The following is a 21,755-nucleotide window of genomic DNA, read 5'->3' as shown; positions in this document are numbered from 1 at the left end:
TGGAAGTCTCAATAAGTACATCTGTGCCACCTATATGTGCAAGATGATTTTCGAGGCTCTAGATACGAAAAAACCGCCGTAAAAACAGCGGTTTAATCTTTAAAAGTGTCGGAGAGATAGGGATTTAAACTCAATACAAAAGAATTAAATTCGATTACTTTACAAACGCTTACCTAGAATCCAGGGAGATCAATTTAGTCATCTGTCTGGTAGAGATTAAACCCCACTTCATCGTCTAACGTCAAGATATATCCGATTGTTTATCCATCATTGTTACGTTTGTCATGTTAGTAAGTTAGTTACTCAACTTACTAACTTTGACCCTCGGGTTGAGTATCTAGCGGTGGTCAATTTTCAAGGAAATGGATAAAACCTTCCACGAGTACCGTTTATTTAATGGATTAAGTTATCCAAAAAAGTGGTTGCAAATTATTCAACTCAACCTATGCGTCACATATGCGCTCTAGGGTAAAGGGTACTCTTGGCTGTCTTTTATGATTATGTGCTAAGGTAGATGATATAAATTCAATAACAGAATGAGATGTATACATTATCTTCATGAATAACTATTTTGAGCAGTGTCGTAAGTAACATGTACTTAATTAAGAAATGGTTAAGTATCTTTATATTAGCAATTTTCGCTTCTTTTAAAGCCCTCTCTTATGAGACGTCACAACCAACCAGAATATTCTTTTTGGGTTCGGGTAGCTCTGAGTCTCCATGGACTGAGTTGGTTAGCCAAGGGGTTAGGAAGAACCTCGAACAATCCACTCCACCATATGTTTTCTACACAGATCATCTTGATTCTGGACGCTTTGATGAAGTAGGGCAATACAATGTCATGTATCGTTATTTAAAAAATAAGTTTAACAACAAAACACCTGACATCTTTATCTCGGCGGGCCCCGCTGCATCGCACTTCTCAATGGAGCATCCTGACCTTTTCTCCAATTCCACGCGAATTCTAATTCAACCAAAGCCTCATGACGTAAATGGGATAGATGGTGCGGTCATCATAGATACAGAAATTGACTACTCATCAATGATTACGGAAGCCATTCGCTTGTCCAATCCAGTGACCTTTTTTATCGTTGGGGACACAAATAAGCCTAGCGACTTACATAGGTTAAAAAGTATTACTCAAGAGCTGGAGCAGAGAGGTATTATCTACAAATCTCTTGAAAACAAAAACTTAACAAGCTTGCTAAAAGAAGTCTCAGAAATACCAAGTAATAATGCTGTCTTTTATACCCCTATCTATCGAGAACATGAAGGAAAAGGGTTGCCACCTGTTTTTGTTCTCAAAGAGCTTCATAAGGTGGCCGACGTACCAATTTTCGCAACTTCGGTTACTGAACTAGGCTTCGGCTCGGTTGGCGGTTATCTACACTCTCCTACAGAGTTGGGGATGATGGCGGGAGAAGCTGTTTTAGACATCATTAAGGGCAAACCAGTAGGGTTCTCTCACAATGGTTTCGAGTTTGTTTACGACTGGAATGAAATTATTCGTTGGGGATACCAGAGCAAAATCAGTGACAAAGCTCAAGTTCTTAACAGACCTCCTTCCTTATGGGAAGAGCACAAAAAGGAAGCCATAATTTTAACTGCGTTCTTGCTAGTTCTGGTGGTGCTATTGATAATACTCACTATCTACAATCGGAAACTCAAAGCAGTTAAGAACGCTCTATCCAAAGAACGGAAGCTTCTGGAGAAAAAGGTTGATGAGCGTACGAAAGAGCTATCAGTTCTTTATCAAGAAGCAGAAAAAATAGCTCGAGTTGATGAGCTTACTAATATTAGTAATCGCCGCGCGTTTTTTGAATTGGGTGAGTTAATTCATAACCAAACCCAAAGAACAAGTAATAATTACACTGTAGTCATGCTCGATATCGATGAGTTTAAGAAAATAAATGATACTTATGGTCATGCTGCTGGTGATAGTGTCATTAAAAACGTAGCGAAAGCGCTTATCTCAATATCTCGCAAATCAGATGTTGTTGCTAGAATTGGTGGTGAAGAGTTTGCTGTAATTTTAACAAATGGTACCCGACAACAGTCCATAGAGATGGCCGAAAGAGTAAGATCAAAAATTGAAAAACTCAGAATCCAGTTTGGTCAATACATCATCTACACCACGGTCAGTGTGGGTGTGGCAGAATATCAAGCGGAAGAAATAAGCGTAGGTTCTGTTTTGGCTAAAGCAGATAAAGCGCTATATCAAGCCAAAGAAACAGGTAAGAATAAAGTCGTTTTTTGATAGTAACTCTATAATTATGCAACGCTATCCCTGCTAGAATCAAGACTACAAATGCACGGTTCAGGGAGTTTTCTCTCTCCACGTTTTAGATCCCGCTTATTGAGACAACGCCTGATAAATCAGTCCGAGATCTATCGGTCAATTGTCTCGCTGGCAAACTTGGGGCATTTCCGTGCTAAGAAACCAACTTGTAGCATCGGTTATTCATGCCAACCGTTTTGGTTGGCATGGCAGAGAGTCAAGAGAGACTTCTCTTGCCCGCAGCTCACGTTCATCTTTTGCGAAGCAAAAGTGTGACGGGAGCGCAACGAGTTGCTATAGGTCATCGTGTTGTGTTTATGACCGACAATCTGAGCTACTACATGCTCTTCAATGCCAGCCTTTTGTAGTTCATCGACAACGGTATGTCGGAAAGAATAAGCGGTTGGTCGCTGTCTCGCTTTGAAGCGACAGGCATCCAATACATCGCCAAAAACGTCACGATAATCTTTTGACCAATCTAGGTCGTCTCCACGAGGAACTAGGTCAAAAAGCTGAATAGCGCCTTGTTGTTTTCGTTGCTCTATATAATCAAGAAAGCGTGATTGAAGCAACTTCTGGTGTATTGGCACAACTCTGTTGGAAGCCGCATTTTTCAGGTGTTGGTTTTCCGCATCATCGGATTACATACTATCAATTCTTTTGCCACGCACCCGTTAAAGAACTGCCGATTTTCGGCTAGATAGTCCTTTAAGCTCTTGTGGCTAAGCTTACACTGTATCAGCTCATCTCTGTAAGCCATGGCTAGGCTGTTACTTGGTTTTTCAGTACCTTGGTTAGATAGATAGTTTAAAAAATCATTACAGCGCTGCTGGAGTTGTTAAATGGTTTACTGGGTAACATTTCTAACTGTTTGGATTTAATGAAGTGGTTGAGCTCTTCTTTACCAACACTTGAGCGGGATGATGCTGTCTTTACTACGGTAGTGCCACTAAGCTTCGGTGCGCTGGTCGTGGTTTCTGGTTGGGAACGGTAGTTTTGACGCAACTGATTAATGGTATCAGCAAGCTCAGCTTTGAACTCGGCATAACTCAATGCCGTCGCCTTGGCTTTATCGAAAAGCGCATGGAGTAGTTGAACCTGTTCGATATTTCTTAGGTAAGCAACTTTTCGTTCACGGGTCAGAAGGGAGAATTTGAGTTCTTTAGGGTAACCCCTTTCACGCAGTGGAAGAGGGGTTGCGATACGAGTGTAGTAAACGCTATTTGGAAGTCTCAATAAGTACATCTGTGCCACCTATATGTGCAAGATGATTTTCGAGGCTCTAGATACGAAAAAACCGCTGTAAAAACAGCGGTTTAATCTTTAAAAGTGGCGGAGAGATAGGGATTTGAACCCTAGATACGCTACAAACGTATGCCGGTTTTCAAGACCGGTGCTTTCAACCACTCAGCCATCTCTCCACAAATTGTTATAATTAAAGTCTTATATATTGCTTTAATTAGTTTTTGTCTTCAGGTCGTTAAACCTAAAAACTTAATAAAGCCTGGCGATGTCCTACTCTCACATGGGGAAACCCCACACTACCATCGGCGCTATTGCGTTTCACTTCTGAGTTCGGCATGGAATCAGGTGGGTCCACAATGCTATGGTCGCCAAGCAAAATCTTAAAATTCGAAAAGCCAACAAAAATATAAATTCTTCACACATTCAATGTTCTTTCATTGAGTCCACAAAACCCCTTGGGTGTTGTATGGTTAAGCCTCACGGGCAATTAGTACAGGTTAGCTCAACGCCTCACAACGCTTACACACCCTGCCTATCAACGTTCTAGTCTCGAACAACCCTTTAGGACACTTAAAGTGCCAGGGAAGACTCATCTCAGGGCTCGCTTCGCGCTTAGATGCTTTCAGCGCTTATCGATTCCGAACTTAGCTACCGGGCAATGCCATTGGCATGACAACCCGAACACCAGAGGTTCGTCCACTCCGGTCCTCTCGTACTAGGAGCAGCCCCCTTCAATCTTCCAACGCCCACGGCAGATAGGGACCGAACTGTCTCACGACGTTCTAAACCCAGCTCGCGTACCACTTTAAATGGCGAACAGCCATACCCTTGGGACCGACTTCAGCCCCAGGATGTGATGAGCCGACATCGAGGTGCCAAACACCGCCGTCGATATGAACTCTTGGGCGGTATCAGCCTGTTATCCCCGGAGTACCTTTTATCCGTTGAGCGATGGCCCTTCCATTCAGAACCACCGGATCACTATGACCTGCTTTCGCACCTGCTCGAATTGTCATTCTCGCAGTCAAGCGGGCTTATGCCATTGCACTAACCACACGATGTCCAACCGTGTTTAGCCCACCTTCGTGCTCCTCCGTTACTCTTTGGGAGGAGACCGCCCCAGTCAAACTACCCACCAGGCACTGTCCTCACCCCAGATTATGGGGCTAAGTTAGAACATCAAGCATACAAGGGTGGTATTTCAAGGTCGACTCCACTCCATCTAGCGACGAAGTTTCAAAGTCTCCCACCTATCCTACACATGTAGGGTCAATGTTCAGTGCCAAGCTGTAGTAAAGGTTCACGGGGTCTTTCCGTCTAGCCGCGGGTACACTGCATCTTCACAGCGATTTCAATTTCACTGAGTCTCGGGTGGAGACAGCGTGGCCATCATTACGCCATTCGTGCAGGTCGGAACTTACCCGACAAGGAATTTCGCTACCTTAGGACCGTTATAGTTACGGCCGCCGTTTACCGGGGCTTCGATCAAGAGCTTCGTCCTAAGACTAACCCCATCAATTAACCTTCCGGCACCGGGCAGGCGTCACACCGTATACGTCATCTTACGATTTTGCACAGTGCTGTGTTTTTAATAAACAGTTGCAGCCACCTGGTATCTGCGACTCCCGATAGCTCCATCCGCTAGGGATTTCACCGTCAAGAGCGTACCTTCTCCCGAAGTTACGGTACCATTTTGCCTAGTTCCTTCACCCGAGTTCTCTCAAGCGCCTTGGTATTCTCTACCCGACCACCTGTGTCGGTTTGGGGTACGATTTCTTATAATCTGAAGCTTAGAGGCTTTTCCTGGAAGCATGGCATCAATGACTTCACCACCGTAGTGGCTCGACATCGGGTCTCAGCCTAACAATTTCCCGGATTTACCTAAGAAATTAGCCTACACCCTTGAACCTGGACAACCATCGCCAGGCTCACCTAGCCTTCTCCGTCCCCCCATCGCAATTATAAGAAGTACGGGAATATTAACCCGTTTCCCATCGACTACGCCTTTCGGCCTCGCCTTAGGGGTCGACTTACCCTGCCCCGATTAACGTTGGACAGGAACCCTTGGTCTTCCGGCGTGGGGGTTTTTCACCCCCATTATCGTTACTCATGTCAGCATTCGCACTTCTGATACCTCCAGCAAACCTTACAGTTCACCTTCAACGGCTTACAGAACGCTCCCCTACCCAACATAATAAATTATGTTGCCGCAGCTTCGGTGTATAGCTTAGCCCCGTTACATCTTCCGCGCAGGCCGACTCGACCAGTGAGCTATTACGCTTTCTTTAAATGATGGCTGCTTCTAAGCCAACATCCTGGCTGTCTGAGCCTTCCCACATCGTTTCCCACTTAGCTATACTTTGGGACCTTAGCTGGCGGTCTGGGTTGTTTCCCTCTCCACGACGGACGTTAGCACCCGCCGTGTGTCTCCCGGATAGTACTTACTGGTATTCGGAGTTTGCAAAGGGTTGGTAAGTCGGGATGACCCCCTAGCCTTAACAGTGCTCTACCCCCAGTAGTATTCGTCCGAGGCGCTACCTAAATAGCTTTCGGGGAGAACCAGCTATCTCCAGGTTTGATTGGCCTTTCACCCCTAGCCACAAGTCATCCGCTAATTTTTCAACATTAGTCGGTTCGGTCCTCCAGTTGATGTTACTCAACCTTCAACCTGCCCATGGCTAGATCACCTGGTTTCGGGTCTATACCTAGCAACTCGACGCCCAGTTAAGACTCGGTTTCCCTACGGCTCCCCTATACGGTTAACCTTGCTACTAAATATAAGTCGCTGACCCATTATACAAAAGGTACGCAGTCACAGGACGCAATGCCTGCTCCTACTGCTTGTACGTACACGGTTTCAGGTTCTATTTCACTCCCCTCACAGGGGTTCTTTTCGCCTTTCCCTCACGGTACTGGTTCACTATCGGTCAGTCAGTAGTATTTAGCCTTGGAGGATGGTCCCCCCATATTCAAACAGGATATCACGTGTCCCGCCTTACTCGTTTTCACTTAAAATGATGTGTCGGTTACGGGGCTATCACCCTGTATCGCGATACTTTCCAGAATCTTCACCTGCATCATTAAAAGCTTAAGGGCTAATCCAATTTCGCTCGCCGCTACTTTCGGAATCTCGGTTGATTTCTACTCCTCCGGGTACTTAGATGTTTCAGTTCCCCGGGTTTGCCTTATTAACCTATGTATTCAGTTAATAATACTAGCTTATGCTAGTGGGTTTCCCCATTCGGAAATCGTAGACTCAAGTGGCTTTTACTGCCTTATCTACGCTTATCGCAAGTTAATACGTCCTTCATCGCCTCTGACTGCCAAGGCATCCACCGTGTACGCTTAGTCACTTAACCATACAACCCCAAGAGGTCTTTATGTATGGCAAACAACCAAGGTTTTAAATCGTTGTCTCTTTATTATGAGCGAGACAACATTTTCGATTTTGCCGGACTCAAATATTAAACAATCTAACCGAAGTTAGGTGTTTCCAAGAACACTTGAATGTGTGTTGGTTTGTTATTACCGAAGTAACAACAAGTACCTATCGTTTTCTTTCTAAAAAGAAGCCAATAGGATTTGAGAACTTTTATTTTGACAAATAATAATCAATTATTTGTCAGTCAGCTTTCCAAATTGTTAAAGAGCAAAATGTTTCATGCTTATAGAAATAAGCCAATCACATTTTCTAAAGACTTTCAGGGACAACAATAAACCAATAATTAATAACCATTGGTTTGCTTATAACACCAAAAATACTTAGAGAATGGTGGGCGATACCGGGCTCGAACCAGTGACCCCCTCCTTGTAAGGGAGGTGCTCTCCCAACTGAGCTAATCGCCCACGTTGTTTGCTTTCACTTTTCAACGTGAAAACGAAACGGTTTTAATTCCTTCGTGGGAAAGAATGGTGGGTCGTGCAGGATTCGAACCTGCGACCAATTGATTAAAAGTCAACTGCTCTACCAGCTGAGCTAACGACCCAATGGTATCCCGTAGGGGAGTCGAACCCCTGTTACCGCCGTGAAAGGGCGGTGTCCTAGGCCTCTAGACGAACGGGACACAGGTTGTATAAAAGTGTTGGGCACTTTCACACGCGCACCCGCAATTAAGCAGGTACATTTCTTTCATCTTCACTTATCAAAAAGTGAAAACAAAAGGCTCTCTTTACTTTCTAAACCTAATCAATCTGTGTGGACACTCATCAAGCAATCTATCGTTTAAGGAGGTGATCCAGCCCCAGGTTCCCCTAGGGCTACCTTGTTACGACTTCACCCCAGTCATGAACCACAAAGTGGTAAGCGTCCCCCCGAAGGTTAAACTACCTACTTCTTTTGCAGCCCACTCCCATGGTGTGACGGGCGGTGTGTACAAGGCCCGGGAACGTATTCACCGTGGCATTCTGATCCACGATTACTAGCGATTCCGACTTCATGGAGTCGAGTTGCAGACTCCAATCCGGACTACGACGCACTTTTTGGGATTCGCTCACTATTGCTAGTTGGCTGCCCTCTGTATGCGCCATTGTAGCACGTGTGTAGCCCTACTCGTAAGGGCCATGATGACTTGACGTCGTCCCCACCTTCCTCCGGTTTATCACCGGCAGTCTCCCCAAAGTTCCCGACATAACTCGCTGGCAATTAAGGATAAGGGTTGCGCTCGTTGCGGGACTTAACCCAACATTTCACAACACGAGCTGACGACAGCCATGCAGCACCTGTCTCAGAGCTCCCGAAGGCACTAAGCTATCTCTAGCAAATTCTCTGGATGTCAAGAGTAGGTAAGGTTCTTCGCGTTGCATCGAATTAAACCACATGCTCCACCGCTTGTGCGGGCCCCCGTCAATTCATTTGAGTTTTAATCTTGCGACCGTACTCCCCAGGCGGTCTACTTAACGCGTTAGCTCCGAAAGCCACGGCTCAAGGCCACAACCTCCAAGTAGACATCGTTTACGGCGTGGACTACCAGGGTATCTAATCCTGTTTGCTCCCCACGCTTTCGCATCTGAGTGTCAGTATCTGTCCAGGGGGCCGCCTTCGCCACTGGTATTCCTTCAGATCTCTACGCATTTCACCGCTACACCTGAAATTCTACCCCCTCTACAGTACTCTAGTTTGCCAGTTTCAAATGACCTTCCGGGGTTGAGCCCCGGGCTTTCACATCTGACTTAACAAACCACCTGCATGCGCTTTACGCCCAGTAATTCCGATTAACGCTCGCACCCTCCGTATTACCGCGGCTGCTGGCACGGAGTTAGCCGGTGCTTCTTCTGTAGCTAACGTCAAACAACAAACGTATTAAGCTTGCTGCCTTCCTCACTACTGAAAGTACTTTACAACCCGAAGGCCTTCTTCATACACGCGGCATGGCTGCATCAGGCTTTCGCCCATTGTGCAATATTCCCCACTGCTGCCTCCCGTAGGAGTCTGGACCGTGTCTCAGTTCCAGTGTGGCTGATCATCCTCTCAGACCAGCTAGAGATCGTCGCCTTGGTGAGCCATTACCCCACCAACTAGCTAATCTCACTTAGGCTTATCCAATCGCGGAAGGCCCGAAGGTCCCCTCCTTTCCCCCGTAGGGCGTATGCGGTATTAGCTATCGTTTCCAATAGTTATCCCCCTCAACTGGGCAAATTCCTAAGCATTACTCACCCGTCCGCCGCTCGACGCCTAATAACGCACCCGAAGGATTGTTAGTATCGTTTCCGCTCGACTTGCATGTGTTAAGCCTGCCGCCAGCGTTCAATCTGAGCCATGATCAAACTCTTCAATTTAAGTTTTTTTGGCTCAATGAATACTGACTTTAAATTGCCTTTTACTTTTTAGCCAAAGCCAAATAGTAAAGTGTTCTTTAAAGTTCATACCATTCCAACAGAATGGTATTTAAATAACTGTGTTCGACACTCGAAAGCATCAAATTAGGTCACTCAGTTCATTGAAACCGATTTTTGATTTCTTGCCCGAAAGCAGAGAATCATTGTCGATTGTCATCAACGAGTGCCCACACAGATTGATATAGGTTTAAATTGTTAAAGAGCGTACTTCAATGGTAAGTAAAACCTTACTTTTAAGTCTTTCGACTTTCCCTTTGAAGTGGGCGGCCATTTTAGCGAGATAACTCATCGTGTCAAACACTTTTTTAAAATTATTTCTCTAAGACCAAATTTTGTTCCTGCTAGCAAAACCCTTTTTAAATAAGGTCTCGCTGTTAGGAGTTGCGCATTATAGGGAGATTTTAATGTGACGCAAGTCCTTTTCTTAATTATTTTAAATTTTATTTTTGATTGTTCTTTTTCACATCAAAAATGCAAAAAAAGGGTTATAAAACCTCCTTTTGCTTACAATCTCATAACAACCTAGATAAACGAATAAGCATCACCGAAGATTCGTTCTCTATCTGCGTTCTTTTGTAGACTAAATTGTTCTCTTGCTGCTCCCGCCATTTCGAAACGTCCCGCTATATAGATATCAAAATCTTCTAAACTTTCAAAATCAGCAATAACTGCAGACAAAACGTTACCTGTTTTGCCATTCCATATATTAGGTGCACTTTCTACTACAGGAACAAAGTGAATATTATCGAACTTCTCAGACAACGCTTTCATTTCGTTAAATGCATAGAGCTGCCCATCAGATCTTGCTCCCCAATAAAGATATATTGGTGTCTTAATATTCTGACTTACACAATGATCAATGATAGAACGCACATAACTAAACCCTGTGCCTCCAGCAATGAGTAAAATGGGCCGGTCTCCACTTTTCAGCCAAGCATCTCCGTGCGGTGCGTCGATTTCTACGTCGTCACCTTTAGTCTGAGCTTCATTCATTTTTTCGATAACTTCCGTTGCGTAGGAATTCTCTTCCGCTGCTCCTATATGAAGTTCAAGCTCTCCTTCATTTCGGCATGGGCTACTCGCAATGGAAAATGGTCTTTTATCTTTGTCACCCATAACAACCATTAGATACTGACCAGCTTTGAATTCAACTGGTGTTTCAGGATGAAGCAATATTTTATAAGTATTGCATGTTAAGGACTCAATGGACTTTACTTTACAGCGAATCGTCATATTTCCTCTTACTCTTCAAAGGTAAGTTTAAGATTAGTTTCTGCATATGCTTGGCAAGGAAAGATCCAACCTCTTTGTATTTCTCTATCGGTCAATACTGGGTCTAAATGATATGAAACCTCTCCCTCTACCTTACGGCACATGCACATAGCGCATGCACCAACCTGACATCGATGTGGGAAGCTTATATTATTGTTGAGCGCGGCTTCGAGTATCGTTTGTCCTGTTGGTACTTCAAATTCTAGATCATTTGAAAGCAGTGTTACTTTATGACTCATAAAATGTCTAATTCATCCCAAATTGCATCTATTTTCTCTACGACCTCAGGATCTTTCATTATAGGTCTGCCCCACTCTCTGCTTGTCTCCCCTTCCCACTTATTGGTCGCGTCCAGTCCCATTTTTGAACCTAAGCCAACTACTGGTGATGCAAAATCCAGAGAATCGATCGGCGTGTTATCGATCATCACGGTATCGCGTGACGGATCCATTCTTGTCGTAATCGCCCAAATTACATCATTCCAATCTCGGGCATTCACATCATCATCACAAACAATGACAAATTTTGTATACATAAATTGTCTTAAAAACGACCACACCCCCATCATCACTCTTTTAGCATGGCCGGGGTATTGCTTCTTCATCGTCACTACAGCCATTCGATAAGAGCAACCTTCAGGAGGTAAGTAGAAATCAACAATTTCTGGGAACTGTTTTTGAAGTATAGGTACAAATACTTCATTTAACGCAACACCGAGTACCGCAGGTTCATCTGGTGGCCTTCCGGTATAAGTGCTGTGATAAATAGGTTTATTTCTCATGGTGACATGAGTAATAGTGAATACGCGATGTTGTTCTACTTCATTGTAATACCCAGTATGATCACCGTAGGGGCCTTCATCAGCAAATTCATTAGGGTCAATATAACCTTCTAAAACTATCTCTGCACTTGCCGGAACGTCTAAGTCATTACTTATAGATTTTACCACTTCAGTTTTGCTTCCTCTCAATAGACCCGCAAAAGCGTATTCAGAAAGAGAGTCTGGTACAGGAGTTACTGCACCTAAAATAGTAGCAGGATCTGCTCCAAATGCGACAGATACAGGGAATGGTTTTCCGGGATTACGTTCGATCCAATCTTGTAAATCGAGTGCACCGCCTCTATGGGCTAACCAACGCATAATAACTTTATTTTTCGACAATTTTTGTTGGCGGTATATACCTAAGTTTTGACGACTTTGATTCGGACCTTTTGTAACGGTAAGTCCCCATGTTAATAGCGGTGCGATGTCTTCAGCCCAACAACTCATCACGGGTAACTTGTCTAAATCTACCTCAGCACCTTGCCAAATAACCTCTTGGCAAGGTGCTTTCCTAAGTCTTTTAGTCGGCATATTTAAAACTTGTTTAAATACCGGTATCTTATCAATCGCGTCTTTAAATCCTTTTGGTGGCTCTGGCTCTTTTAGATAAGCTAATAATTTTCCAACTTCTCTAAGCTCTGAGACTTCTTTTCTTCCCATCCCCAACGCAACGCGTTCTGCTGTACCAAATAGGTTTGTGAGTACTGGAATGTCATATCCAATTGGGTTTTCAAAGAGTAAAGCAGGACCACCAGCTCGCAAAGTACGATCACTAATCTCTGTCATCTCATAATGTGGGTCAATTGGGTGAGTAATACGCTTAAGCAAACCCTTATCTTCTAAAAGGCTAATAAAGTCACGTAAATCCTTAATACTCATAGGGCTCATTCAATTATTGGAATTGTCGCCATTTTATAACAAAAAAATAACGAAACCGACTTTTTAAGGTGGAATTGTTTTAAAAATAATGGGTAGTAGAGGTTATTGCTGATCTAAAAACAAAAACGCCACTCGTATAAATACGAATGGCGTTTAATAATAGCTTATACCTTAAAAACTGAAAGATCTTATACGTGACGTTATTGTCTGCGCATCGCGTCAAAGAACTCATTATTTGTTTTGGTCATTGCTAATTTGTCGATCAAGAATTCCATTGCGTCAGTTTCACCCATTGGATGAACAATCTTACGTAGAATCCACATTTTCTGTAGCTCATCAGCTTTTGTTAGTAATTCTTCACGACGAGTTCCAGAACGGTTGAAATCAATAGCAGGGAATACACGTTTTTCCGCAATTTTACGATTAAGATGCAGCTCCATGTTACCTGTACCTTTAAACTCTTCGTAGATAACTTCATCCATTTTAGAGCCCGTATCAACCAATGCAGTTGCGATAATAGTTAAACTACCACCCTCTTCAACATTACGTGCAGCACCAAAGAAACGCTTTGGACGGTGGAGTGCATTCGCATCAACACCACCTGTTAGTACTTTACCGGATGATGGTACTACCGTGTTATAAGCACGTGCGAGACGAGTAATAGAATCAAGTAGTATCACAACATCTTTTTTATGTTCTACAAGACGTTTTGCTTTCTCGATTACCATATCTGCCACTTGTACGTGACGTGAAGCTGGCTCATCAAAAGTTGACGCAATTACTTCACCTTTAACAAGGCGTTGCATTTCTGTCACTTCTTCTGGGCGTTCATCGATAAGTAAAACCATCAATTCACATTCAGGGTGATTGTGAGCAATACTCTGAGCAATGTTTTGCAGCAACATTGTTTTACCCGCTTTTGGCGGAGCAACAATCAAGCCACGTTGGCCTTTACCAATAGGTGAAGCCAAATCTAAAACACGTGCCGTGATATCTTCAGTCGAACCATTTCCGCGCTCCATAATCATGCGTTCGTTTGCATGTAGAGGCGTTAGGTTTTCAAAAAGAATCTTATTACGGGCATTGTCAGGTTTATCATGGTTAACAGTGTTAACTTTTAGTAGCGCAAAATAACGTTCACCATCTTTAGGCGGACGAATTTTTCCGGCAATTGAGTCACCAGTACGTAAGTTAAAACGGCGTATTTGGCTTGGTGATACATAGATATCATCTGGACCCGCAAGATAGGAACTATCTGCACTACGTAGAAATCCAAAACCGTCTTGAAGGATTTCTAGTACACCATCTCCAAAAATGTCTTCACCACTTTTCGCGTGGGCTTTAAGAGTAGAGAAAATAATGTCTTGTTTACGTAGACGAGCAAGGTTTTCCAGACCGAGGCTTTCACCAAGTTTAACAAGCTCAGATACAGGCCTGTTCTTCAATTCAGTCAGATTCATAGTAGTGGATGCTTTAGCTTTTGTAGTCAAAATAGGATCTGTTTGTGTTAGTTAGAGTTTTTTCGGTCTAAGGAGCGACCAAGAAATGAACATTTGTTTATTTATCGTGCGATAAACTAGCACTAAATGGAAGACTAGTCTAGTTTTACAAAAAACAAAACCGTGCAAATGTTAAAGTGCACGGTTTATCGCTCAATATCAAACCTAAATTACAGGTTTGCGTCTAAAAACTCTTTTAATTGAGATTTAGAAAGTGCACCAACTTTCGTTGCTGCTACACTACCATCTTTAAAAAGAAGTAACGTAGGTATACCACGAATACCAAATTTAGGTGGTGTGCCCGCATTTTGGTCGATATTTAGTTTACCGATAGTGAGTTTGCCTTCGTATTCGTCTGCGATCTCATCTAGAATAGGTGCAATCATTTTACAAGGTCCACACCATTCAGCCCAAAAATCAACTAATACCGGCCCTGCAGCTTTGATTACATCGTTTTCAAAACTTTCATCTGATAGCTGCAAAAATTTGTCACTCATCTTCCACTCCAATGTGTTTATATGCTACTGGTTGGATGATAACCAGGAAATAGATTCCCTATTGGAATGTATTTGCTTCCGTATTGCAACCCTTAACTGATATTCTATAACTATGAAAAAGACGCATATCACAGAGCACAAATTCGCCGACTTCGGTTTATTACCGCAAGTCATTGAAGGATTAGATAAAAAAGGGTTCGAATATTGTACCCCTATCCAAGCCTTGGCGTTGCCGGTATTGCTCACCGGCCAAGATATAGCAGGCCAGGCCCAAACGGGTACTGGTAAAACGTTAGCGTTTCTTACTGCTGCTTTTAATCACTTACTAACAACACCGGAGCAAGAAGGAAGAAAACCGAACCAACCTCGTGCCATCATTATGGCGCCAACCCGTGAATTAGCTATTCAAATCTACAACGATGCCGAATCGTTAGTAGAATCTACAGGGCTAAAAGCAGGGCTTGCATACGGTGGTGAAAGTTACGATAAACAAGTGTCAAAGCTTGAACAAGGCGTTGATATTCTGATTGGTACAACTGGCCGAATTATCGATTTTTATAAACAAAAAGTTTTTAATTTGAACCATATTCAAGTCGTTGTACTTGATGAAGCCGATAGAATGTTTGACTTAGGCTTTATCAAAGATATTCGCTTTCTTTTCCGCCGCATGCCTGAACCGACAGATCGCCTAAACATGCTTTTTTCAGCTACGCTCTCTTATCGTGTACAAGAGTTAGCTTTTGAGCATATGCACAACCCAGAACATGTTGTGGTAGAGCCTGAACAAAAAACAGGACACCGCATCCAGGAAGAGTTATTTTATCCATCAAACGAGCATAAGATGGCTCTACTCCAAACCATTGTTGAAGAAGAGTGGCCAGATCGTGCGATCGTTTTTGCCAACACAAAATATAAGTGTGATTCAATCTGGGGTCACCTAGCCGCAGATGGTCATCGCGTTGGCCTTTTAACTGGTGATGTGCCACAAAAGAAAAGAGAACGCATTTTAGAACAGTTTACTCAGGGCGAAGTTGACATCTTAGTCGCGACAGATGTTGCAGCGCGTGGATTACATATTCCTCAGGTGACTCACGTATTTAACTACGACTTGCCTGACGATTGTGAAGATTACGTTCACAGGATTGGCCGTACAGGCCGGGCCGGTGAAAGCGGACATTCGATCAGTTTCGCTTGTGAAGAATACGCTATTAATCTGACGGCAATCGAAGAATACATTGAACACACCATACCTTTGTCTGAATATGATCCAGAAGCACTGCTTGATGATCTACCGCAAGCACTTCGAATGCGAACAAGACCAAGCAACAATCGTAAACCTTCAGGTGGCCCTCGTAACGGTAATCGCAATAATAAGCGCAGCAACTACCGCCCACGTCAACCTCGTAGTTAAGGGATAGAATTAGTAAATATGAATCAAACAGTCTCATCGCCGCTCTATGCGGCCATTGACCTAGGTTCGAATAGTTTCCACATGCTTGTTGTGCGTCATATTGATGGAAGCGTTCAGACAATGGCAAAAATTAAGCGAAAAGTACGCTTAGCTGCTGGACTCAATGAAAATAACACCCTTAGCCCTGAAGCCATGCAACGCGGTTGGGATTGTTTAAGATTATTTGCTGAAAGACTACAGGATATTCCTACGGAAAATATCTGCATTGTTGGCACTGCAACACTCAGAACGGCCATTAATGTGGATGTTTTTCTAAAACAAGCAAATGAAATTCTTGGGTATGACATTAATGTTATATCTGGTGAAGAAGAAGCAGCCACAATATATAAAGGTGTCGCACATACATCAGGCGGCTTAGGCCGCAGACTTGTGGTCGACATTGGTGGAGCAAGCACCGAACTCATTATTGGGGAAGGTTTTGAAGCCAAGGCATTAACCAGTGTCAAAATGGGTTGCGTCACTTGGCTAGAAAAGCACTTTAAAGATAGACAGCTAAATAAGCACAACTTCGATGCAGCAATTGACGCTGCTAAAGCAACATTACATCCTATTCTGAACCAATACACCAACATAGGTTGGGACGTGTGTGTCGGCGCTAGTGGGACAGTTCAAGCACTACAAGAAATCATGTTGGCACAGGGTATGGACGAAGTAATCACTCACTCCAAACTCAAAAGATTACAAAAACAAGCGATGTTAGCCGACCATTTAGAAGAACTCGAAATCGACGGTTTGACCTTAGAGAGAGCATTAGTATTTCCCAGTGGCCTTTCGATATTAATCGCCATATTTGAGCTTCTAAAAATAGATACGATGACACTAGCTGGTGGGGCTCTACGAGAAGGTATGGTGTACGAGATGATGGCGGAAATGCAGCAAGACGATATACGCTCTAGAACCATTTCGAGCATACAATCTCGTTATCAAATCGACGGCCCCTATGGTGACCAAGTATTCGCTGTGTCTTCTTCTCTACTAAAGCAATGCGGTGGCACAACGTGGATACCAGAACCACAAGCTGTTACATTGCTTGAAGCCGCTTCAAAGCTTCACGAAATAGGATTAACTATCGATTTTAAAAGCGGTGGTCAACACAGCGCTTATCTATTACAAAACCTCGATTTACCCGGTTTTACCCGAGCCCAGAAATTCTATATTGGCGAATTAACACGCCGTTATCGTGAGCAAATATCATCATTACCTGAGCAACATGCTATTTCTGAGTTGAGTGGTAAGCGAATACTCCGCTTATTAAGAATTGCTGTCATTTTAACACACCGAAGAAGCTCTGAGCTTGAACCAGAATACCATATAGAGTCCGACCAAGATGCGTTAGTTATTTCCATTAAGAAGTCATGGCTAGAAAAAAACCCACTAACAGCTGCTGAACTTGAAATTGAATCTAATCGCCAGTCAGATATAGGTTGGCCGTTAGTAATAAAAGCAAGATAGTTAATAAGAGCGGTTAACGGATTCAGGACAGGACATTCCAATCAAAAAGCGAACGGCATATGACGTTCGCTTTTTCTATTTTAAGCGTTCACACCAGTAATTTTTAGCTCTGGATTCTCCGCTGTTAACTTCTTAACTAAGTAGTTAAGCAGCATTCCATACATTGGTACGAATAAGCCCAAGCTTATGACAAGTTTAAAACCATAGTCAACCAGAGCTATCTCTTGCCAATGCTCAGCCATAAACGCATCAGGACTTTGATAAAACGCTATCGAGAAAAACGCTAGAGTATCGAGTGCATTACCAAATAAGGTTGAAGACGTCGGGGCAACCCACCACTGTTTCAATTTACGTAAGCGATTAAAGACATGAACATCGAGTATTTGACCCAGTAGATATGCCATAAAGCTTGCGGCGGCGATACGAGCAACAAACAGATTAAACTCAGATAAGTTGCCAAAACCTTGGAATTGCCCCTCAAAGAAAATAACAGACAATAAATAGGACACGATTAGAGCAGGAATCATAACCACAAATATAATTTTTCTCGCCAGTTTTGCGCCGAAAACACGCACGGTTAGGTCTGTCGCAAGAAAAATAAATGGGAAGGTAAATGCCCCCCAAGTAGTGTGCATACCGAAGATAGTAAACGGTAATTGAACCAAATAATTACTTGATGCAATGATCACTAAGTGGAATAGAACCAAAATAGAAAGTGCTTTGCGCATCTGCGCTGGGGTAAAATTATTCATTTTATACCTTTTTAGTTTTGCTTGGGGTTGAGGGAACCCAAGTAGACAACATGTCTTCTTTAAAGCAGTTAAAAAATGCTCATACGAGCGGGCGGCGATTATACATTAATCAAATTACGCTGCAAGTACCTAAAAACTTCGCAAACGTTTAGCTGTGTATTTTTAAATTACCAGATTCTCCACTAATGAAAAGAGCGTTTACTTTCATTAATCGCATAAGGTTAGAAACCTTTGGTAAAAAGAGCCGCTAAATAATCCACCTCTTCTCGACTCTCCTGTTTATACAAAGCTTCAAGCCATATGGATTCAGAATAGTGCTCAGCTCTTAGAAAAAAATACACCCTTCAAAATCGATTAACCAAGAATGTAGGTCAGCATCAAATTGCTTTTCTTTTACCTCTGCTGACAGCAGTTCAACCAGTTCTTGTCCAAGCTCTGGGAAAGAGTCCACATCGAATGATGGTGCAATTAAGATTAACTTACCTTCCTTTTCTATACACTCCATCAGCCCCCAGCGTTTATTCTTCTCCATGAGTAATGTGCTCCTGAATCGTATCTAAAAACTCGTCCGCGTATTTTTCAAGTTTCACTTGTCCCACACCATTTACTGCAAGCATTTCACCATATGATGTTGGTAACATATCAGCCATATCAATTAAGGTCGCATCACTAAATACCACGTAAGGTGGCAAACCATCTGCATCCGCAATGGATTTACGCAACTTACGTAATTTCACGAACAATTTTTTGTCGTAGTTACGATTAGCCAACTTGTTGGATTTGGCAGCTCTTATTGCGGTGTCTAGTCTTGGTACTGCAAGCTCAATATCCATATTTCCGCGTAAAAGAGGCCTAGCTTCTTCGGTTAGCTGCAATGTTGAGTTTCGAGTAATATTTTGGAAAAGCAAACCTTTGTGAACAAGCTGACGCATAATACTGATCCAATAATCATGGCTATGCTCACGACCTATACCATAGGTCGAAAGCTTGTCATGACCATTTTCTCTAACACGTATATTTTGCATACCTCTTAAAACTTCCACAACATAGCCCATACCGAAACCTTGATTAACCCGATACACACATGAAAGTGCTTTTTGAGCAGCTTCTGTTGCATCAAAGTGCTTTGGTGGATCCAAGCATATGTCACAGTTTCCGCATGGCTCATGTCTATACTCACCAAAATAGTTCAACAAAACTTGTCGACGGCAAGTTTGCGCTTCTGCAAATGCACTCATAGCGTTAAGTTTATGGGTTTCTACTCGTTTTTGCTCACCATCAGGCTTTTCGTCCAATATTTTACGCAACCACCCCATATCCGCAGGGTCAAACAGCATCATCGCTTCGGCTGGAAGACCATCTCGACCTGCTCGACCTGTTTCTTGATAATAGGATTCGATATTTCTTGGGATATCGAAATGCACGACAAATCGCACATTGGGCTTATTGATACCCATTCCAAAAGCAACGGTAGCAACCACTATTTGAATATCATCTTTCTGAAATGCATCCTGTACATAAGCACGCTCATCAGTGTCCATACCCGCATGATAGCCAGCGGCACGAATATGGTTATTGCATAATTTCTCCGTTAACATCTCTACCTTTTTCCGGCTTCCACAATAAATAATGCCACATTGGCCTTTTTGTGTAGCCAGAAAACGAATCACTTGAGAAACAGGTTTATGTTTCTCTACAAGATTGTAACGAATATTTGGGCGGTCAAAACTTCCCAGGTAAATCAATGCCTGATTTAGATGCAACCTAGAAACGATATCTTTTCTCGTCGCATCGTCAGCAGTGGCCGTTAATGCCATAAAAGGAACCGTGGGAAACTGCATTCTAAGTTGACCTAAAGCGGCGTATTCAGGTCTGAAATCATGTCCCCATTGAGAAATACAGTGTGCTTCATCAACCGCGATCATTGATACTTTTACCCAAGATAAGCGTTCTGTAAAATCTTGAGTTAATGCTCTTTCTGGTGATACATACAATAGCTTAAGTTTACCGTTATTCATCCGGGTAAAAACAGATGATAGTTCTTCTCTTGTCATGGATGAATTTAAGCAGCCTGCCGCAACACCATTTGCTTTAAGTTGGTCGACCTGATCTTTCATCAACGAAATAAGTGGCGAAATGACTATAGTCAGCCCCTCTTTCACTAATGCAGGAATCTGATAACACAGTGATTTACCACCACCCGTAGGCATAATAACTAGGCTATCTTGGTTATTTAGTGCTGCTCTAATAACTTCACCTTGGCCATCACGATATTTCTGATATCCAAACACATCATTTAATATTGATTCTGGATCAGGCTGTTGGGTATCGATTTGCTGAGCTAAAAGCTTAGAAGTCATTAGTATCCTAGTAGATAAAGAAGCTGAATGGTCACTTAGGAAATAGAGTCCCTAATATAGCGGGACATTGTAGTTGGGTTTAGCTGTGAATAAAACATCAAATTATTAGGTGAATATGTGATATCGCTTTTATACTCGCTCTCTTACTCATACCAATTCATAAGTTACGGAAAGCATGACAACCGAACAACAGGTTAGATCAAAACAAGGCGTATTACTGGCGCTAGCGGCTTACACTATGTGGGGAATAGCTCCTATCTATTTTAAGGCTATCATCGAAGTTGCTCCTTTAGAAATACTTAGCCACAGGATCATATGGTCATTTGTCTTTCTTGCCTTTTTATTACACCTTGGAAAACGTTGGAAAGTCGTAGCAAAAGTCCTCAAACAAAAAAAGAGCATGTTGTTTCTGACAGTAACCTCTCTACTTGTCGCTACTAACTGGTTAATATTTATTTGGGCAGTAAATACTGAACATATGATAGATGCCAGTCTTGGTTACTATATAAATCCATTGTTTAATGTTCTTCTTGGTATGGTTTTTCTCGGAGAAAGGCTTAGAAAACTTCAATGGTTTGCAGTTCTACTTGCCTTTTTAGGTGTCGCAATTCAGATCGTTGCATTTGGTAAAGTCCCCGTTGTAGCCCTAGCTTTAGCGACAAGTTTCGGCTGTTACGGATTACTTCGGAAAAAAATAAACCTAGATGCTCAAACGGGGCTGTTTATAGAGACGATGATTATTCTACCAGCTGCACTTATTTACCTAGCCTTGATTGCGGATAGCTCGACATCAAATTTAGTCAACAATGAGCTCAACTTAAATCTTCTTCTTTTTGCTGCGGGCATCGTCACAACGCTCCCTTTACTCTGTTTTAACGGAGCCGCAACTCGCATCATGTTATCCACGTTGGGTTTTTTTCAATACATAGGCCCAAGTTTAATGTTTTTATTGGCTGTTTTCATATACCACGAACCCTTCTCTGCAGATAAAGCTTTGACGTTTACCTTTATATGGGCTGCATTGATCATTTTTAGTTTTGATGGTTTAAAATTCGCCAACCAAAACAGAAAAATGCGAAAAGCGTTATAATTCGAAATTACTGACTATTTATGACAGTAAGATATTGTAGTCACTTCTTGTGCGAGATCTCTTACATCAACGTAAGTCTTTTAGTGTTTAACCTATCCGTTAATTCGATTTATTTGGCAGTAAGCCCTTTAAAACCTACAAACAATGCTAATTTGAATAATATTTAGTAGTAAGGCAATCGTTTAGCCTACTTGTTGATGAGGTGTCATTTGCTATTATCAATCTTGTCGGGAGGATACTGACACGGAATAAGAAAGCACCAAGGATTAGGTGGTCTTTAGGATGAAGATTAGGTTGTTCAG

The 21,755-nt window shown here is 42.6% G+C and carries 12 protein-coding genes, 4 tRNA genes, 3 rRNA genes and 2 pseudogenes; 4 read left to right on the top strand and 17 right to left on the bottom strand.

Annotated features, from left to right (window positions below; genetic code table 11):
* Nucleotides 1-571: 571 nt before the first annotated feature.
* Nucleotides 572-2,257, top strand: a complete 1,686-nt coding sequence (locus PGX00_RS02510) for a diguanylate cyclase (protein ID WP_272132562.1) — start codon at nucleotides 572-574, stop codon at nucleotides 2,255-2,257.
* Nucleotides 2,258-2,457: 200 nt separating this feature from the next.
* Here the strand turns inward: PGX00_RS02510 and PGX00_RS02505 are convergent, their stop codons facing one another.
* The 14 genes and pseudogenes from PGX00_RS02505 to trxA all read right to left on the bottom strand — a co-directional run bounded on the left by PGX00_RS02505 (nucleotide 2,458) and on the right by trxA (nucleotide 14,328).
* Nucleotides 2,458-2,868, bottom strand: a complete 411-nt coding sequence (locus PGX00_RS02505) for a site-specific integrase (protein ID WP_272132560.1) — start codon at nucleotides 2,866-2,868, stop codon at nucleotides 2,458-2,460.
* Between the two features lie 217 nt (nucleotides 2,869-3,085).
* On the bottom strand, nucleotides 3,086-3,523 hold the full coding sequence (locus PGX00_RS02500; protein WP_272132559.1) for a DUF6538 domain-containing protein: 438 nt from the start codon (nucleotides 3,521-3,523) through the stop codon (nucleotides 3,086-3,088).
* Between the two features lie 85 nt (nucleotides 3,524-3,608).
* A tRNA-Ser gene (locus PGX00_RS02495) sits at nucleotides 3,609-3,699 on the bottom strand.
* 81 nt (nucleotides 3,700-3,780) lie between these two features.
* Nucleotides 3,781-3,896 (bottom strand): 5S ribosomal RNA (gene rrf / locus PGX00_RS02490).
* Nucleotides 3,897-3,989: 93 nt separating this feature from the next.
* A 23S ribosomal RNA gene (locus tag PGX00_RS02485) occupies nucleotides 3,990-6,882 on the bottom strand.
* 411 nt (nucleotides 6,883-7,293) lie between these two features.
* Nucleotides 7,294-7,369 (bottom strand) — tRNA-Val (locus PGX00_RS02480).
* Nucleotides 7,370-7,433: 64 nt separating this feature from the next.
* Nucleotides 7,434-7,509: transfer RNA gene (locus PGX00_RS02475), tRNA-Lys, on the bottom strand.
* Between the two features lie 2 nt (nucleotides 7,510-7,511).
* Nucleotides 7,512-7,587, bottom strand: a tRNA-Glu gene (locus tag PGX00_RS02470).
* A 159-nt stretch (nucleotides 7,588-7,746) separates the two neighbouring features.
* Nucleotides 7,747-9,298: ribosomal RNA gene (locus PGX00_RS02465) — 16S ribosomal RNA — on the bottom strand.
* Together the 16S, 23S and 5S rRNA genes with 4 tRNA genes alongside form the textbook arrangement of a ribosomal RNA operon.
* Before the next feature lie 582 nt (nucleotides 9,299-9,880).
* Complete coding sequence (gene fre, locus PGX00_RS02460) at nucleotides 9,881-10,591, bottom strand: NAD(P)H-flavin reductase (RefSeq protein WP_272132557.1); 711 nt, start codon at nucleotides 10,589-10,591, stop codon at nucleotides 9,881-9,883.
* Nucleotides 10,592-10,599: 8 nt separating this feature from the next.
* Nucleotides 10,600-10,869, bottom strand: a complete 270-nt coding sequence (locus PGX00_RS02455; RefSeq protein ID WP_272132556.1) for a 2Fe-2S iron-sulfur cluster-binding protein — start codon at nucleotides 10,867-10,869, stop codon at nucleotides 10,600-10,602.
* 23 nt (nucleotides 10,870-10,892) lie between these two features.
* A pseudogene (gene ubiD / locus PGX00_RS02450) lies at nucleotides 10,893-12,332 on the bottom strand (4-hydroxy-3-polyprenylbenzoate decarboxylase); the annotation flags it as partial.
* A gap of 200 nt (nucleotides 12,333-12,532) precedes the next feature.
* The gene (gene rho / locus PGX00_RS02445; RefSeq protein WP_272137897.1) at nucleotides 12,533-13,792 is read right to left on the bottom strand and encodes a transcription termination factor Rho; all 1,260 of its coding nucleotides are present in this window, start codon (nucleotides 13,790-13,792) and stop codon (nucleotides 12,533-12,535) included.
* A 209-nt stretch (nucleotides 13,793-14,001) separates the two neighbouring features.
* On the bottom strand, nucleotides 14,002-14,328 hold the full coding sequence (gene trxA, locus PGX00_RS02440; protein ID WP_272132554.1) for a thioredoxin TrxA: 327 nt from the start codon (nucleotides 14,326-14,328) through the stop codon (nucleotides 14,002-14,004).
* A gap of 112 nt (nucleotides 14,329-14,440) precedes the next feature.
* Between trxA and rhlB the strand changes: the two genes are divergently transcribed.
* Together rhlB and gppA are read left to right on the top strand one after the other, a co-directional pair.
* Nucleotides 14,441-15,739, top strand: coding sequence for an ATP-dependent RNA helicase RhlB (rhlB, locus tag PGX00_RS02435; RefSeq protein ID WP_272132552.1), 1,299 nt, complete (start codon nucleotides 14,441-14,443; stop codon nucleotides 15,737-15,739).
* 18 nt (nucleotides 15,740-15,757) lie between these two features.
* Complete coding sequence (gene gppA / locus PGX00_RS02430; RefSeq protein WP_272132550.1) at nucleotides 15,758-17,251, top strand: guanosine-5'-triphosphate,3'-diphosphate diphosphatase; 1,494 nt, start codon at nucleotides 15,758-15,760, stop codon at nucleotides 17,249-17,251.
* Nucleotides 17,252-17,331: 80 nt separating this feature from the next.
* Here the strand turns inward: gppA and PGX00_RS02425 are convergent, their stop codons facing one another.
* From PGX00_RS02425 to recQ, 3 genes and pseudogenes are all read right to left on the bottom strand, one after another.
* Complete coding sequence (locus PGX00_RS02425) at nucleotides 17,332-18,003, bottom strand: 7-cyano-7-deazaguanine/7-aminomethyl-7-deazaguanine transporter (protein ID WP_272132548.1); 672 nt, start codon at nucleotides 18,001-18,003, stop codon at nucleotides 17,332-17,334.
* Nucleotides 18,004-18,224: 221 nt separating this feature from the next.
* Nucleotides 18,225-18,535 (bottom strand): annotated as a pseudogene (locus tag PGX00_RS02420) (DUF3630 family protein).
* Nucleotides 18,522-20,363 (bottom strand): ATP-dependent DNA helicase RecQ, encoded by a 1,842-nt coding sequence (recQ, locus tag PGX00_RS02415; RefSeq protein WP_272132547.1) that lies wholly within the window; start codon nucleotides 20,361-20,363, stop codon nucleotides 18,522-18,524. The pseudogene PGX00_RS02420 and the gene recQ overlap by 14 nt, the downstream one beginning before the upstream one ends.
* A 175-nt stretch (nucleotides 20,364-20,538) precedes the next feature.
* On the opposite strand from recQ, the gene rarD reads away from it, so the two are divergent.
* Nucleotides 20,539-21,453 (top strand): EamA family transporter RarD, encoded by a 915-nt coding sequence (rarD, locus tag PGX00_RS02410; protein WP_272132546.1) that lies wholly within the window; start codon nucleotides 20,539-20,541, stop codon nucleotides 21,451-21,453.
* Nucleotides 21,454-21,755: the final 302 nt, after the last annotated feature.

It is taken from the genome of Vibrio algarum (genome assembly GCF_028204155.1).
Taxonomy (GTDB): domain Bacteria; phylum Pseudomonadota; class Gammaproteobacteria; order Enterobacterales; family Vibrionaceae; genus Vibrio; species Vibrio algarum.
Note: the sequence above shows the minus strand (reverse complement) of the source record. Positions and strands in the feature narration are given on the sequence as shown.

Bases quoted from the DNA above. Each gene is read 5' to 3' on its own strand.
- PGX00_RS02425 (WP_272132548.1), bottom strand. From the start codon at position 18,003: ATGAATAATTTTACCCCAGCGCAGATGCGCAAAGCACTTTCTATTTTG.
- PGX00_RS02455 (WP_272132556.1), bottom strand. From the start codon at position 10,869: ATGAGTCATAAAGTAACACTGCTTTCAAATGATCTAGAATTTGAAGTA.
- fre (WP_272132557.1), bottom strand. From the start codon at position 10,591: ATGACGATTCGCTGTAAAGTAAAGTCCATTGAGTCCTTAACATGCAAT.
- PGX00_RS02500 (WP_272132559.1), bottom strand. From the start codon at position 3,523: ATGTACTTATTGAGACTTCCAAATAGCGTTTACTACACTCGTATCGCA.
- recQ (WP_272132547.1), bottom strand. From the start codon at position 20,363: ATGACTTCTAAGCTTTTAGCTCAGCAAATCGATACCCAACAGCCTGAT.
- rho (WP_272137897.1), bottom strand. From the start codon at position 13,792: ATGAATCTGACTGAATTGAAGAACAGGCCTGTATCTGAGCTTGTTAAA.
- trxA (WP_272132554.1), bottom strand. From the start codon at position 14,328: ATGAGTGACAAATTTTTGCAGCTATCAGATGAAAGTTTTGAAAACGAT.
- rarD (WP_272132546.1), top strand. From the start codon at position 20,539: ATGACAACCGAACAACAGGTTAGATCAAAACAAGGCGTATTACTGGCG.
- rhlB (WP_272132552.1), top strand. From the start codon at position 14,441: ATGAAAAAGACGCATATCACAGAGCACAAATTCGCCGACTTCGGTTTA.
- gppA (WP_272132550.1), top strand. From the start codon at position 15,758: ATGAATCAAACAGTCTCATCGCCGCTCTATGCGGCCATTGACCTAGGT.